A 14,489-nucleotide genomic window follows, 5' to 3' on the forward strand; every position below is an offset into this window, starting at 1 on the left:
GGGCTTTTCAAAATATCTACAATTTAGCCTTTTTCTACTTGACCAAACTCTAAGTCTACTGGCGTTGAACGACCGAATATAAGAACCGATACTTTTACGCGGCTCTTTTCATAGTCAACTTCTTCAACCACACCGTTAAAGTCGGCAAAAGGTCCATCGGTAACGCGAACGACTTCACCTGGCTCAAACAATGTCTTAGGCTTAGGCTTGTCAACCGACTCTTCAAGGCGATTTAAAATGGCGTCGGCTTCTTTTTGGGTAATTGGCATTGGTCTATCAGACGTTCCACCAATAAAACCAAGAACGCGAGGAACACTTTTCACTAAGTGCCATGACTCTTCGTTCATTGCCATTTCTACCAGCACGTAGCCAGGGTAGAACTTACGCTCTGATTTGCGCTTTTGACCTGCGCGCATTTCTACAACTTCTTCGGTGGGTACTAGAATTTGACCGAAATGCTCTTCCATATTGTGCATTTTGATGTATTCAAGAAGCGTTTTCTTAACGCGAGCTTCATACTGAGAATATGCTTGTACTACGTACCATCTCTTTTTAATTTCTTCTTCAGACATACGCTTATGCTCCAATTCCAGTAATAAAGCCAACTACACGTACGATAATCCCGTCTAGTCCCCATAATATAAGTGCCATAACCAAGGTTGCTGCCAAAACGATAAGTGTCGTTTGGTTTGCTTCTTGACGTGTAGGCCAAACAACCTTGCGTACTTCAGTGCGCGACTCTTTGGCAAAGCTTAGAAATGCGCTGCCTTTATGAGTAGATGCAGCGATAAAACCTGCAATCACAGCAACCACTACCGCTGTTATGGCGCGATATAATACCGAAATTTCACCGTAAACTGTGTTGGCGGTTACCAACCCTGCAAGTAGGGCAAAAACCACTACCCATTTAAACATGTCCAACCCGTTGGACTGATTTTCCGTCTTTTCGCTCATGTCACGATCCTAGCACTACAGCGTCGTTTTCTTGCGTACACGCGCAAGTTAATAATCTGGCAGGGGTGGAGGGACTCGAACCCCCAACCATCGGTTTTGGAGACCGCTGTTCTACCAATTCGAACTACACCCCTGTGGCGTTTTCACTCTTAAATTTTACTTACACTGCCCTTGTGATTTGTGCGTCTTTTCGTTGGAAAGTGCGGTATCGCAAGGGAGGGACGCGTATTATACTTAACCACTTTCAAGATACAAGCGCTTTATTCTTTTCTCATCTAGCTTTGAAGGCAGATTTTACACTGACTATTCAACGCCAATGAAGCCACCGGTTTGATGCGCCCATAACTTTGCATAAATGCCATTGTGAGCGATCAACTCACTGTGAGTGCCCTGCTCGACTATTTGACCCTTATCAAGCACTAATAACCTGTCCATTTGCGCAATAGTAGAAAGGCGATGCGCTATCGCTAATACGGTCTTCCCTTCCATCACTTTGTCTAGACATGCTTGAATGGCGGCTTCTACTTCTGAATCTAGTGCAGATGTGGCTTCATCCAGAATGAGCACAGGTGCATCTTTTAGCAGCACCCGTGCAATAGCGATTCGCTGACGTTGCCCACCAGATAATTTTATTCCCCGTTCTCCCACGTGGGCATCGTAACCTGTGCGCCCCTGATTATCGGTAAGTGTTAAAATAAAATCGTGCGCCTCTGCCTGTTTAGCTGCTTTGATCATTTCAGCTTCACTGGCATCTGTACGACCATATAGAATGTTGTCTCTAACCGAACGATGCATAAGCGAAGTGTCTTGCGTTACCATGCTTATTTTAGCGCGCAACGTTTCTTGCTCAACTTCAGTAATATCCTGCTCATCGATGGTGATGCGTCCACTTTGCGTGTCATAAAAGCGCATAAGGAGATTGACCAGTGTAGATTTGCCCGCACCAGAGCGCCCCACCAGCCCAACCTTTTCACCAGGTTTAATGGCAAGTTCCAAGTTATTAAAAACATCGATGGGTTTGTTATTTGCGCCCGAGTAAGAGAAATTCACTTTATCGAAGTGAATGTTACCACCACCAACGGATAGCGCATTTGCTTGTGGCTTATCTTTTACAGCGACAGGTTGCGCGAGGGTATTCATACCATCTTGCACTGTGCCTAAATTTTCAAATAGCCCAGACACCTCCCACATGATCCAGTGAGACATACCGTTTAAGCGCAAACACAAACTCACCGCAATGGCGATATCACCTGGCGATGCAATATTCTCCATCCATAAATAGACGGACAGAGCACCAATAGTGAAGATAAGAATAGCGTTGGCCATCTCGACACAAAACTCGAGCACCGTAACAAGCCGCATTTGCGGGTAAACAGTTTTTAGGAAACCGTCCATGCTCTCTTTGGCGTAATCGGCTTCTCGTCTACTGTGCGAAAATAGCTTTACAGTAGTTATGTTGGTGTAGCTATCTACTATACGCCCTGTCATTAACGAGCGTGCATCTGCTTGCTTCTGCGACACGGCTTTGAGCTTTGGCACTAACACTCGCAATATGCCAACGTACACGAAGAACCAGACCACTAGTGGTAGTGCTAAACGCCAGTCAGTACTAAATACCAGTACCACCATAGAGATAAAATACACGCTGATATACACCAGCAAGTCGAGCATTTTAGTGACGGTTTCTCTTACCGAAAGCGCTGTTTGCATAACCTTGGTAGCCACTCGCCCAGCAAACTCGTTGTGAAAAAACGTTAAGCTTTGACCCAACAAGTAACGGTGGGCCTGCCAGCGTATACGCATGGGATAATTGCCCATTAACGACTGACGGGAGAAAAAAGAGCGCAGCAAAATAAAGCCCGGAATTAGAACAAGAACGGTAATGCCCATACCAATGAGCGTTAGCTTTTGCTCTTCTAGAAAGGTCTCTCGACTTTGTTCTGAAAACCAATCAACAAGCTGGCCCAAAAAGCCAAATAACGCGACTTCAAGCATGGCCACTATGGCGCTCAGTACTGATACAGTTAGAATGATGTGCCACATTCCTTGGGTATAATACTTACAAAACGCAACTAAACCCTTCGGCGGTTGTGTGGGTGGTGTGTCAGGAAAAGGCTGAGTGAGCTTTTCAAAAAAAGAAAACATGCAGAAACTCTTTGTGTTATTAAGCCGCCGACTGCTTGCAACAGCGTAGCGTTACAATTTTTGTTGAAGTGAGTACGCTATTCTACACGATATGTTCATTCAATTGATTAACTCCTTGTCAATAAACCAATGAATATCAAGTAATACAGACCTTTTCTATATAAAATCAGGTTTCGTTCAGTGCTCATTAAAATACGATTAACATTCTTTTGACATTTGCGCTAATCCTTCATACTTCTGCGATAAAAATTATAACGATAAAAAAGAACACCTTTTAAATATGGACATAGCTAAATGCCGCACAATTGTGCGCGCTCACAACTCTTTACTGCGACGTTTTGGCTCGATAGTTTTAGTATCTCTTTGCCTAATTACTAATGCGAATGCTAAAGCCCGAGATAATTCAAACGGCAACATTTTCACCCCACAGGATGAGAAGCAAGAGCGCCCAAATGAGCCTCTCCCCGAGGCAATTGTTACCACCAAGAGCGCAAAACCTGATGAGTTGATGAGCGAGGATTCAGATTCAGATTCAAATTCAGAAACTATTGTAGTGCCCTACCTTTCAGATACGGTGACACTAGACGGGGTTCTCGACGACGCTGCGTGGCAGCACGCTCAGGAAGTTACGCTTAACGTGGTTACGCGGCCATTTGAAAATACCACGCCTCCCGTTGAAACCGTTGCGCGAATATTTGAAAACGGCGACACCATCTATATCGGCTTCACAGCCTTCGATAACGATCCGTCGGAAATTCGGGCACTTTTTCGCGACCGCGATAGCGTATGGGATAATGACTTAGTGGGCATTAAACTTGATACCTTCGGCGACAGTCGCCTCTCCTATCAGTTTTTTGTTAATCCTCACGGCATTCAAATTGATTCTATAGAAAATCAAATGACCCGCAGTGAAAGCGCAAGCTGGAACGCAATTTGGGATTCTGAAGCCAAGATTACTAATAAAGGTTACACGGTTGAGATTGCACTGCCGTTTCGCATTATGAACTTTTTAGATGCTGATGGTCCGAAACAATGGCGCGCGGAGTTTGTGCGCTTTTATCCGCGTAACAACAACCTTCGCATATCAAATCGTCCCGTTGACCGAGATAATGCGTGCAGTTTATGTCAAATGGGCAACATGAAGGGCTTCAGCAAAGCGAAGCAAGGAAAAAATCTTTCAATAACGCCTTATGGTGTAACGGGGGCAGCACGTAGCCGGACGCCAGCAAGTCCTCAAAACTGGGAGTATGGTAACAACCAAGAGGTTGGCGTAGATATCAATTGGGGAATTACCTCTGATATGCTGCTACAAGCAACCATAAACCCAGACTTTTCGCAGGTAGAAGCTGATGCGGGTCAGCTTGGCATCAACAACCCATTTGCACTGTTCTTTCCTGAACAACGTCCCTTCTTTGTAGAAAACGCAGACTTTTTCAGTACCCAATACGACTTGGTTTACACGAGAAATATCGGTGCACCAGATATTGGCAGTAAACTCACCGGCAGGTTAAACGACCACACGTTTGGCTTGCTAGTGGCTAACGATGAAACCACCACTTTTTTAGTGCCGGGCAATTTGGGCTCCAGTGTCGCACAACTTGACCAATGCAGTACCAACCTTGCCGCACGCTATCGATTCGATGTGTCAGATACCTTGTCGTTCGGCACAATTTTTACAGGCAGGCATGCCGATGACTATCACAACCTTGTTACCGGTGTAGACATGCGCTATCAAATTACGCCTAGCGATACTTTGCGGGTTCAGGCATTGCGTTCAGATACACAATATCCAGATGCTCTTTCGTCGCAGTTTTGTCGCGGCAGTTGCGAGAATGAAGAGGATTTTACAGAGACCACGTTAAGAACCAACAAAAATGACGCATTTTCTGGCAGCACTTATCAAATAGACTATCGCCATGAAGAAAGAGAATGGTATGTCATTGCAAATAGGAAAAGTACTCAGTCAGATTTTAGAGCAGATTTAGGGTTTGAAAGTAATGTAGACAGACACAAAACGGTACTCGGTGGTGGTCTGGTATGGTGGAAGGATAACGCTTGGTGGAACCGATTCGAGTTGGGTGGTGACTGGGATATCACGCACAACGATAACGGCGAACTTATTGAGAGAGAAGTTCAGGCACAAGTAGAACTCAATGCGGCCTATCAGTCTTACTTTAATTTTCAGTGGGTAAAGCGAGATCAAGTAGGGCTACGCCAAAATGGTGCAAGCTTAGCTATTGACGGCAATACAACGCGCTTCACTGAAGAACAGTTCTCATTTTATTTTGAGGCACGCCCCAATAGAACGCTCTACTTTGAAAACTTTATTCGCGTTGGTGATAGAATTGATCTGCGTAACAATCGTTTGGGTGAGCAAGTACTATTAGAGCCACAGATAAGCCTCAATATTGGAGAGCATTTAGAAGCCTCGGTAAATCATGAATACAATCGTATTAATGTGAACGATGAGATGCTATTTACCGCCAACCTCTCAGATTTTAGAATAAGTTATCAATTCAGTGCGAAGCAGTATATTCGACTGGCGCTCATTTACTCAGACATTAGACGCAACACCAATAACTATCTTGTTGATGTGGACGCTCGAGAACGCAGTATGGGAACTCAGTTGATTTACTCATACATGATCAACCCCTTATCGCGACTGTTTATCGGTTACGGTGACTCAGCATTTGCCGACGATAATACGCCAGGGCTTTTTCGCACAGAGCAAGCTGTTTTCATGAAATTTAGCTATGCTTGGCTCTATTAATTGAAATAGTGGGTCTTTGTTTACCGCCGTTTCATCAAAGGCTTTAGCATTCAAGGAGGAATGATGCACTCTACCAATAAGTATCTTATAGCAGCGGCAATATGTTGCTTTGCAGCGGCACTAGCACACCTTGGCTGCATAGTTTTTGGCGGCGATTGGTATCGTTTCTTTGGTGCTGGCGAGCAGATGGCTAGAATGGCAGAGCAAGGGCTTTGGTATCCAACAATTGTGACATCCGTTATAGTTTTCATCCTCTTAGTCTGGTCGGTGTATGCTCTCTCAGGCGCAGGAGTCATCTTGCGCTTACCGTTTACTAAATTAGCGCTGATACTTATTGCGGGTATATTGATAATTCGCGGCGTGTCTTTTGTTGGCTTAATGCCAATGTTCCCAGAAAACAGCCTGACGTTTTGGCTAGTCAGTTCTGGTATTTGTTTGTTTATCGGCAGTCTGTTTGCTGTAGGCTCTTGGCAGCAGCGGTCAGCTATAGACAATCATCTATAGGCAATCAGGCATAACCAAACAGCTCCCATTTGTAAAACTGATGAGCAAGCAACTTTTTATACTCGTACACAATTCCTTTTACCCAACATCACTGGTTCTATATGATTAATGAATTGCACTCGGCTAGGTTTGAGTGAGATTGGTTTAAGTGGAGTTGGCGTAATTATGAATCTATTTATTTATGGCACATTGGCGCCTGGCAAACCTAACGAGCATGTGCTGAAAGATGTCACTGGAACGTGGAGAAAAGCGATGGTAAAAGGTCACCTTTTCTCTAGTGGCTGGGGCGCGGAACTAGGGTTCCCTGGCATAGTCTTGGATAAAGAGGGCGAAGAAGTTCACGGTCAGGTATTTAACTCCTCAGAGCTTGCGGAACATTGGGATATGCTTGACGATTTTGAAGGCGAAGGGTATCGCCGCGTCATAACATCCGCACAACTTGAAACCGGAGAGTTAGTTGAAACCTTTATTTATGAACTTACGCAATCTGAACACAAATGATGCTGCGTTTCATTAGTCTCTAAAGCCCAGCTTGGCAAGAGTAGACTCTACCTTTTCACTATGCTGTTCTTGCCATTGAGACAATGTCATTGAGGCATCTTTATCTGCTCGGGCTTTGGCGATTTTAAACGCGCTCTCAGCTTCAGAACGCGGAATGACGGCAATGCCCTCTTCGTCTGCCACGATGATGTCGCCTGCATTCACAGTAACCCCTCCGCATAAAATAGGCTGATTAAGAGGAGCTATACATTTTTTCGCCCCTGGCTTAGGGGTGACGCCTCGGCCAAAGACGGGAAATTTATTTTCCCGCGTTTCAGCAATGTCTCGAATTACCCCATCAATGACAAAGCCAGTTATACCCCGCTGCTGTGCAATTGCGCATACATTTCCGCCCGCCACTGCGTACTTATCATCAGCCTCTACCACAATGATATCACCTGGATTCGCTCGATATATTGCAGCGTGCAGCATTAAATGATCACCCGGAGCACATTTTACTGTAAATGCAGGCCCCGCAATACGCCCAATACCCTGCCATAAAGGTTTGATGGCGTAGTCCATAAACTGCTCTCGAGGAAGTGCATCGGCATACTCGCAGGGCGACACTGAGGCAAAAAGTGAGGGGGTAGAAAGCAACTTAGATAGCGACATGGCGGGTCCTTAGCATTTACATGGGTTTAATTTACTGTACTGATTTCAATACCGTATATAAGCAAAACTCTATTTTTCATTCACTCTGAAATTCATTAGTAGGTTTCCACTATATCAAAGGCAGAGCAACAAGTTGTTACAAGCTGTGTATTTTCACTATAAACGCTTTTTCTAAAAGGCACTGCATGCTAAAACGTAAAGGTCTGCGAGCTTTTTAGCAATCAATGTAAAGCGCATAGCGACCTTGAGAACAAAAAGCAATCGCATAATTTAAACTCCGACAGACCATCTTGTATAACTACTCTCAACATCAAAGATTGTGCTGCCGTTCGATAAAAGGATATATATTTCCATGTTGCGTAACATATTAAGCCTGAGCGTTGCATTAGCATTAGTAGCGTGCAGCCCGCAAACCACAGTGCCTGAGGCAGGTGTAGCTGCGGAAGTGAAAAAAGAAGCTTTATCTTCCGGAATCATTCAAGAGAACATGGACTTAAGCGTTAAACCCGGCAATGACTTTTTTCAGTATGTCAACGGCAAGTGGCTGGACACCTTTGAAATACCGGCAGACAAATCCAGCTATGGGTCTTTTGTGATCTTGCGTGATGAGGCACAAGATCATGTTATGGATATTATAAAATCGTCGGCAGAGGGCGACTTTAAAGCCGGAAGTGACGAACAGAAAGTGGGTGACTTTTATCGCGCCTATATGGATACAGATACCCGCGACGCGTTGGGTATTACACCGCTTGAGCCTGAGTTAGCGAAAATAGCAGATATCGAAAACTATTCCGACTTGGCCGCCTATTTTGCTTATGCAGCCCGCTATGGTTATGGCACTCCGTTCAGCCTTGCCCAATTTTCAGACCTGAAATCTCCACAAGAATACCTAATGTATACATGGCAGTCTGGTATTGGACTTCCAGAACGAGAATACTATTTTAAAGAGGACGAAACCTCTCAAGAAGTACGCGATGCCTACGTAAAACATATTCAAACCATGTTCGAGCTAGCCGACTTTGATGCGCCTGAAGCTAGCGCAAAAATGTTGTTTGAGCTAGAAACCCGTATTGCAAACCTGCATATGAAAAAAGAGCAGGCGCGTAATTTCGCTGCCAACTACAACAAACTCACTATTGATGAGCTCCGTGCGTTAATGCCCAACTTCGACTGGGACGCATACATTCAAAGCACTGGTATGACAGATTTAAACGAGTTGGGTGTGTTGCAAAAAGACTTCATGCAAAATATTGATGCCGTTATTCATCAAACCGCTATTGAAGACTGGAAAACATTCCTTCAATGGGGCCTGTTAAACGCATCGGCGAGCAGGTTGACCACGGAATTAGACCAAGCCAACTTTAATTTTTATAGCAAAACACTTCGAGGCGTTGAAGAGCAGCAACCACAGTGGCGTCGCGCTGTAGATTTATCAAATGCGCATGTGGGCGAACTTATTGGCAAAGTTTACGTGAAACAACATTTTCCGCCTAAGGCCAAAGAGCGCATGATGGAGATGGTGAACAACCTGCTGCTTGCTTATAAGAGTAGTATTGAAGAGCTTGAGTGGATGACAGATGAAACCCGTAAAGAAGCGTTAGATAAATTATCGAAGTTCACGGTTAAAATTGGTTACCCAGACCAGTGGAAAGACTATTCAGCGCTGACTGTGGATGCTGGCGATCTGTTCGGTAACTTAAAGCGCTCGTCTGATGTTTTGTATGAAGAGATGCTGAAAAAACAAGGTGGCCCAGTGTGGACTCACGAATGGGGTATGACACCACAAACTGTAAACGCTTATTACAATCCACCGCTTAACGAAATCGTATTTCCGGCCGCCATACTTCAGCCGCCGTTCTTTGATATGAATGCTGAGGACGCCGTTAATTACGGGGGAATTGGCGCGGTAATTGGTCATGAAATTGGACATGGTTTTGATGACGCTGGCTCTACATTTGATGGCGACGGTGTGCTGCGCAACTGGTGGACAGATAAAGATCGCTCTGAGTTTGATGCCCGCACTGCCAATCTTATAGCGCAATATGATACGTTCGAAGTGCTGCCAGATTTACACGTTAATGGAGAATACACACTAGGTGAAAACATTGGTGACTTAGGTGGTATTAGCATTGCGCTGAAAGCCTACCATTTGTCGTTAGATGGTAAAGAAGCGCCTGTGCTTGACGGCTTTACCGGCGATCAGCGAGTATTTTTAGGCTACGGGCAAGTATGGGCTAGTAAGTATCGCGATGAGGCGTTGCGCAGCCAAGTGCAAACGGACACTCATTCACCGGCCAAATTCCGCACTAATGGCGCAGTTAGAAACGTGCCCGCGTTTTATAAAGCATTTAACGTTACCGAAGACGATGCGCTGTATTTGGCACCAGAAAATCGCGTAAAAATTTGGTAGTGCTCTAAAAACCCTTAGCGCTTAAAAAAGGGCTCCTGATAATTTATTCAGGAGCCTTTATTATTTGGGTAAGCAGTTTAAGACCTATCCGAAAGTGCCTTCAGGACGTTGCTGGCGCGTTGCGCTTTCGCAGACTGAACAAATATATGATCATGATGAAAAGCTGCCACTACGTTGGCACTTATACCGGCGTTGCTCAGCGCTGTGCTCATCGCCGCTGTCATGCCTACCGCATCAAGGCTTGAATGTACTTCGCAGGTGATACACTTAAACGGCCCCTCGCCTTTTAACTCATGCTGCTGCGCCAACTCGCGATTCAAAATTAGCGTCATACCTTCGCTTTCTCGAAACATGCCCTTTGCGTTAGTCAGCAATGTAGAAACAACTGAACTGCTAAACATTTCATCAGGCGAAAGCTGTGCCTCAGGCAAAGATACAAAAACATAATCTTCTTCGCTCACCACAGGCGACAGGTTTTTAAGAAGCAAAGCGAGTTCTTTTTCCGCTGACATGTTCATTTGCCTCGTGCTATTGCAAGCATGATTGTTACGACCTTACTTAGGCCATGAGATAGATTAAAGCTTTTTCGCTCGAATGCGCTTACCTTTTATTTTACCTTCGCGAAACTGTGTCATGGCTCGCTTAACGCTGCGCTGTTTTACCGCCACAAAACTTGCGCTGTTTTGCACCGCAATTTTACCCACATCTTCAAAGGGAATGCCGGCATCTTTGGTTAAGGCTCCAACAAGATCGCCAGGGCGAAGCTTTTGCTTTTTACCCGCACTTAGCGAGAGACAGGTAAACTCAGGCTGCGTAATTTTGTTTTTATGAAAGCGCAAGCTCTGGGCACCTTTAAGCGGAATATCCTCTTCTTGCAACACCTCTATTTTTCTTAAGAAGTGTTCTTCGTCTTCACTCACCAGAGTTATTGCTATACCTTTTGCGCCAGCTCTTGCCGTGCGACCAATTCGATGAATATGAACCTCGGGCTCTTCGCTTACAGTGTAATTAATTACACAGGCAATATCGTCGATATCTAGCCCGCGAGCCGCTACGTCGGTAGCAACGAGAACCTGTAATGCGTCGCTGGCAAACTGCATAAGTACGGCTGTGCGTTCATGCTGTTCCATGTCGCCTTTTAGGCCCGCCGCACTAAATCCTTCTTCAACAAGCTCTTCTACTACTTCAGCCACTTGTATTTTTCGGTTACAAAACACTATGGCGTTTTTGGGCTGGTAGTCTGTTAACACCGCTTTTAACGCCTGAATACGAGTGTGGGGAAGAACGTTATAACCCAATTGGGTTATAGCCGGCTTGTTATCTTGAGATTCAACTTTGCAAGATACTGGGTCACGTAAATACTGATTCGCTACTCGCTCAATTTGCTCAGTAAAGGTGGCAGAAAATAACAGTGTTTGTACTTTTGATGACATGGGCGAAAAGATAATGCGCAGGTCGTCTTCAAACCCCATATCCAGCATTCTGTCTGCTTCGTCTAACACGCGAAAACGCACGTTTTTCAACGTAATTCTGCGCTTTTCAACATGATCCATAATACGCCCTGGCGTACCAACAATAATGTGTGGGCTATGCTTTAATGACTGAATTTGCGGCCCCATGGGCTTTCCACCGCACAGTGTAGTAACTTTTATGTTGCCAATTTGTTTTGCCGCTTGTCTAAATTGCTCCGCAACCTGGTCGGCAAGTTCACGGGTAGGACAAAGTATAAGTGCTTGAGTGTTGAAGTCGTTAACATCAATACTTTCTAAAATAGGAATAACGAAACACAGCGTTTTGCCACTGCCAGTTTGCGCCTGACCTATAATATCCCTTCCCTGTAACGCGCTCGGCAAAGACTGCGCCTGAATAGGCGACAATTGATGGATGCCTTGAGCGTCAAGCGCTTTTACAACTGCCGGGTTTATATCAAGGTCTTTAATTGTTTCAACTGTCATTTTTCTATCCAATGGGGAAATTCAAGCACTTGCTAGTGCGTTATATTGCTTGGAAAGCTGTCTTCAGCTTCCACTGTAGCGTTTGTCCGGCGTAAAAAGGCACCATGTCAGTACCATCTGCAAGAGTTACCTGCTCCGGCACATCCCAGTTTTCTTTCACTAAAGTCATTTTGGTTGTGTTTCGAGGCAAACCATAAAAATCTGCTCCGTAATGACTGGCAAACCCTTCTAACTTATCGAGCACACCTAATTGTTCGAAGACCTCTGCGTATAGCTCAATGGCAGACCATGCGCTGTAACACCCCGCACAACCACATGCATTTTCTTTTTTGTGTTTTGCGTGCGGCGCCGAATCGGTACCTAGAAAAAACTTCTTGTTGCCACTGGCTACCATTTCTCGCAATGCTTTTTGGTGCGTATTGCGTTTCAGTACTGGCAAGCAGTAATTATGAGGGCGTACACCACCTACCAATAAGTCATTTCGGTTGAGCAACAAGTGCTGAGGGGTAATTGTTGCCGCAACGAACTCGTTAGCCTGCGCGACAAACTCAGCGGCATCGGCTGTAGTGATATGCTCAAACACCACTTTTAATTCTGGAAAGGCCGCAGTGATACGCGATAAATGTGTGTCGATAAACACTTTTTCGCGATCGAATATATCAATGTGGCTTTCGGTAACTTCGCCGTGAATAAGGAGTAAAAGCCCCTGCTCTTGCATGGCTTCAAAAACTGGGTAAAGCGCCTCAATGCCCTTTACGGCAGCATCTGAGTTTGTTGTTGCACCCGCAGGATAGAGTTTACACGCTGTAACACCTGCTTTTTTCGCGTCTATAATATCTTGCGGCGATGTTTCATTGGTTAAAAACAATGTCATTAGCGGCTCGAAGGTACTGCCTTTTGGACGAGCGCCTTCAATACGCGCTTTGTACTCCATCGCCATCGAGGCGTTGACAACCGGGGGCACTAAATTAGGCATGACAATGGCACGTTGAAAGCAACGCGCTGTCGCAGGAACGGTTTCTTCCAGCATTTCATTATCACGAAAGTGCAGATGCCAATCATCAGGAGTGGTAATAGTTAACGTTTGCATGCCTAATTCTCTCATTACTTAAAAACGGTTTTGTATTCTGTTGCCTAACGTATTCTGTAACGTTTAGCGTTACAGCAAGTATCGGTGGACTAAGATTTCTTGGTATATGCCGCGATAATAACAATGCGCGTGCCATTCACTTTACCTTCAATGTGCAAAGGGTTATCACAGAGGCTTATTCCCCTCACGGGTGTACCGCGCTTAGCGGTAAAGCCTGCACCTTTCACATTTAAGTCTTTCACTAAATGCACATTATCGCCGGTCTGAAGGGCCGTTCCATTGCAATCTAGCGTTGCATCTCGCTCAATGAGCCCTGCTTCAGCCCAGGTTCTCGCATCGTCATCTAGGTACATCATGTCTAATGCATCTTGCGCCCACGTTTCACTACTTAAACGAGACAGCATTCTATAAGCAACCACCTGTACCGCTTGAGTTGGCGACCACATTGCGTCATTGAGACAGCGCCAGTGAAGCGGGTCTAAGCTCTCTTCACCTTCTAATTGTGAGCGGCAGGTACCACAGGTAAAGATAGCGCTTCCGGCAGTTTCATCTGGGGATTCGGGCACCATGTAAACTTCGGTTTCAGAGGTAGAATTACACAGTTCACAGGCATTGTTTGCTCTTGCTATTACGGCGTCTTGAAGCACAATTTAGATCTCAAAAATAAATTGTGTGCAATGATAGCATATTTTGATGACTATGATGCCAGCAACGAAGTAAGGCTTTTCGCTACAACTATAAGTATTTTTCGTCAGCCAATAACACTGACTACCCGACATTTACATTTTCGACGTATTATCGCAGCTTTGTCATGTAAGGTAATACTATTGGTAAAACAGCGCCGTCTATTGGCTGTTTTGGTCGACCCAGATCAGTTTTTCAGTGTCGTAACCCGCGTTTTCTGCAAACGACATTAACTCGGCTAACACATTGTCTGGCAGCGTTTTAGTTCTTGCGAGTAGCCACAAGTAGTCTCTATCAGGACCTGTTACCAGTGCATACTGATAATTGGCTTTGTCGAGCTTCATCACTACATAACTTGCGTAGAACGGCCCAAAAAATGAGACTTTAAGGTGTGCTGTAGTAGCTTCGTCTACGAAATACGCTGTGCCTTCTGCTTCTTCCCACTTTCCGGTGTCAGAGGCGTAGCCCTTGTTCACGACTTTAACGCCGCCATCATCCCGCATAGAGTATGTGGCAGTCACCTGAGTTAACCCCTCTTCAAAACTGTGATCGTATCGCGCAAGCTCATACCATTGACCGAGATACCGCTGAAGTTCAAACCCCTGTACGGGTTTCACACCGTCCGGCACGCTCGTACAACTTGCAAGCAAAGCAACAATAATAACAAGTAAAGGCCATCGTAAACTTAAGCGCATGGTAAATTCCTTAGTTCATACGTATTCATAGTGTTAGGTGTCGTATCTATCACCGTATTCATCCATACACCGCTTTTATTAAGCGAGTATCGGCGTTATTGTATCTTACAATATCATCATTCAATACGTT

General features: G+C 45.0%; 13 protein-coding genes and 1 tRNA gene. 4 read left to right on the forward strand and 10 right to left on the reverse strand.

Annotated elements, in window-relative coordinates; translation table 11 throughout:
• Nucleotides 1-23: 23 nt before the first annotated feature.
• From nusG to CW735_RS17800, 4 genes are all read right to left on the reverse strand, one after another.
• Nucleotides 24-572 carry a transcription termination/antitermination protein NusG gene (gene nusG, locus CW735_RS17785; protein ID WP_071980822.1) on the reverse strand — a complete coding sequence of 183 codons (549 nt, stop codon included), beginning with the start codon at nt 570-572 and terminating at the stop codon, nt 24-26.
• A gap of 4 nt (nt 573-576) precedes the next feature.
• Complete coding sequence (gene secE / locus CW735_RS17790) at nt 577-954, reverse strand: preprotein translocase subunit SecE (RefSeq protein WP_071980823.1); 378 nt, start codon at nt 952-954, stop codon at nt 577-579.
• A gap of 57 nt (nt 955-1,011) precedes the next feature.
• Nucleotides 1,012-1,088: transfer RNA gene (locus CW735_RS17795), tRNA-Trp, on the reverse strand.
• Between the two features lie 169 nt (nt 1,089-1,257).
• Nucleotides 1,258-3,099, reverse strand: a complete 1,842-nt coding sequence (locus CW735_RS17800) for an ABC transporter ATP-binding protein (RefSeq protein ID WP_071980824.1) — start codon at nt 3,097-3,099, stop codon at nt 1,258-1,260.
• 280 nt (nt 3,100-3,379) lie between these two features.
• Here CW735_RS17800 and CW735_RS17805 point away from each other — a divergent pair, with 280 nt between their 5' ends.
• The 3 genes from CW735_RS17805 to CW735_RS17815 all read left to right on the forward strand — a co-directional run bounded on the left by CW735_RS17805 (nt 3,380) and on the right by CW735_RS17815 (nt 6,874).
• On the forward strand, nt 3,380-5,869 hold the full coding sequence (locus tag CW735_RS17805; protein ID WP_100973046.1) for a carbohydrate binding family 9 domain-containing protein: 2,490 nt from the start codon (nt 3,380-3,382) through the stop codon (nt 5,867-5,869).
• A gap of 63 nt (nt 5,870-5,932) precedes the next feature.
• Nucleotides 5,933-6,373 carry a hypothetical protein gene (locus CW735_RS17810; protein ID WP_198521016.1) on the forward strand — a complete coding sequence of 147 codons (441 nt, stop codon included), beginning with the start codon at nt 5,933-5,935 and terminating at the stop codon, nt 6,371-6,373.
• 165 nt (nt 6,374-6,538) lie between these two features.
• The gene (locus CW735_RS17815; RefSeq protein WP_232368320.1) at nt 6,539-6,874 is read left to right on the forward strand and encodes a gamma-glutamylcyclotransferase family protein; all 336 of its coding nucleotides are present in this window, start codon (nt 6,539-6,541) and stop codon (nt 6,872-6,874) included.
• Nucleotides 6,875-6,886: 12 nt separating this feature from the next.
• Here the strand turns inward: CW735_RS17815 and CW735_RS17820 are convergent, their stop codons facing one another.
• Entirely contained in the window at nt 6,887-7,525 is a 639-nt protein-coding gene (locus CW735_RS17820; RefSeq protein WP_100973048.1) for an RraA family protein, read from the reverse strand.
• A gap of 352 nt (nt 7,526-7,877) precedes the next feature.
• On the opposite strand from CW735_RS17820, the gene CW735_RS17825 reads away from it, so the two are divergent.
• Nucleotides 7,878-9,935, forward strand: a complete 2,058-nt coding sequence (locus tag CW735_RS17825; RefSeq protein ID WP_100973049.1) for a M13 family metallopeptidase — start codon at nt 7,878-7,880, stop codon at nt 9,933-9,935.
• Nucleotides 9,936-10,012: 77 nt separating this feature from the next.
• Here the strand turns inward: CW735_RS17825 and CW735_RS17830 are convergent, their stop codons facing one another.
• The 5 genes from CW735_RS17830 to CW735_RS17850 form a co-directional block, all read right to left on the reverse strand.
• Entirely contained in the window at nt 10,013-10,447 is a 435-nt protein-coding gene (locus tag CW735_RS17830; protein ID WP_100973308.1) for an ACT domain-containing protein, read from the reverse strand.
• A gap of 63 nt (nt 10,448-10,510) precedes the next feature.
• On the reverse strand, nt 10,511-11,890 hold the full coding sequence (dbpA, locus tag CW735_RS17835; RefSeq protein ID WP_100973050.1) for an ATP-dependent RNA helicase DbpA: 1,380 nt from the start codon (nt 11,888-11,890) through the stop codon (nt 10,511-10,513).
• Nucleotides 11,891-11,930: 40 nt separating this feature from the next.
• Nucleotides 11,931-12,980, reverse strand: coding sequence for a dihydroorotase (gene pyrC / locus CW735_RS17840; RefSeq protein WP_100973309.1), 1,050 nt, complete (start codon nt 12,978-12,980; stop codon nt 11,931-11,933).
• 89 nt (nt 12,981-13,069) lie between these two features.
• Nucleotides 13,070-13,630 carry a PhnA domain-containing protein gene (locus CW735_RS17845; RefSeq protein ID WP_071980829.1) on the reverse strand — a complete coding sequence of 187 codons (561 nt, stop codon included), beginning with the start codon at nt 13,628-13,630 and terminating at the stop codon, nt 13,070-13,072.
• Nucleotides 13,631-13,825: 195 nt separating this feature from the next.
• Entirely contained in the window at nt 13,826-14,359 is a 534-nt protein-coding gene (locus tag CW735_RS17850) for a lipocalin family protein (RefSeq protein ID WP_100973051.1), read from the reverse strand.
• Nucleotides 14,360-14,489: the final 130 nt, after the last annotated feature.

Origin of the sequence: Alteromonas sp. MB-3u-76 (genome assembly GCF_002831605.1) — a bacterium.
In the GTDB taxonomy this organism is placed as follows: Bacteria; Pseudomonadota; Gammaproteobacteria; order Enterobacterales; family Alteromonadaceae; genus Alteromonas; species Alteromonas hispanica.

What these genes read in the sequence shown, in the direction of transcription:
- CW735_RS17805 (WP_100973046.1), top strand. Translation starts at nt 3,380, where the DNA reads ATGGACATAGCTAAATGCCGCACAATTGTGCGCGCTCACAACTCTTTA.
- CW735_RS17815 (WP_232368320.1), top strand. Translation starts at nt 6,539, where the DNA reads ATGAATCTATTTATTTATGGCACATTGGCGCCTGGCAAACCTAACGAG.
- CW735_RS17810 (WP_198521016.1), top strand. Translation starts at nt 5,933, where the DNA reads ATGCACTCTACCAATAAGTATCTTATAGCAGCGGCAATATGTTGCTTT.
- CW735_RS17800 (WP_071980824.1), bottom strand. Translation starts at nt 3,099, where the DNA reads ATGTTTTCTTTTTTTGAAAAGCTCACTCAGCCTTTTCCTGACACACCA.
- CW735_RS17830 (WP_100973308.1), bottom strand. Translation starts at nt 10,447, where the DNA reads ATGTCAGCGGAAAAAGAACTCGCTTTGCTTCTTAAAAACCTGTCGCCT.
- CW735_RS17850 (WP_100973051.1), bottom strand. Translation starts at nt 14,359, where the DNA reads ATGCGCTTAAGTTTACGATGGCCTTTACTTGTTATTATTGTTGCTTTG.
- pyrC (WP_100973309.1), bottom strand. Translation starts at nt 12,980, where the DNA reads ATGCAAACGTTAACTATTACCACTCCTGATGATTGGCATCTGCACTTT.
- dbpA (WP_100973050.1), bottom strand. Translation starts at nt 11,890, where the DNA reads ATGACAGTTGAAACAATTAAAGACCTTGATATAAACCCGGCAGTTGTA.
- CW735_RS17825 (WP_100973049.1), top strand. Translation starts at nt 7,878, where the DNA reads ATGTTGCGTAACATATTAAGCCTGAGCGTTGCATTAGCATTAGTAGCG.
- CW735_RS17820 (WP_100973048.1), bottom strand. Translation starts at nt 7,525, where the DNA reads ATGTCGCTATCTAAGTTGCTTTCTACCCCCTCACTTTTTGCCTCAGTG.
- nusG (WP_071980822.1), bottom strand. Translation starts at nt 572, where the DNA reads ATGTCTGAAGAAGAAATTAAAAAGAGATGGTACGTAGTACAAGCATAT.
- secE (WP_071980823.1), bottom strand. Translation starts at nt 954, where the DNA reads ATGAGCGAAAAGACGGAAAATCAGTCCAACGGGTTGGACATGTTTAAA.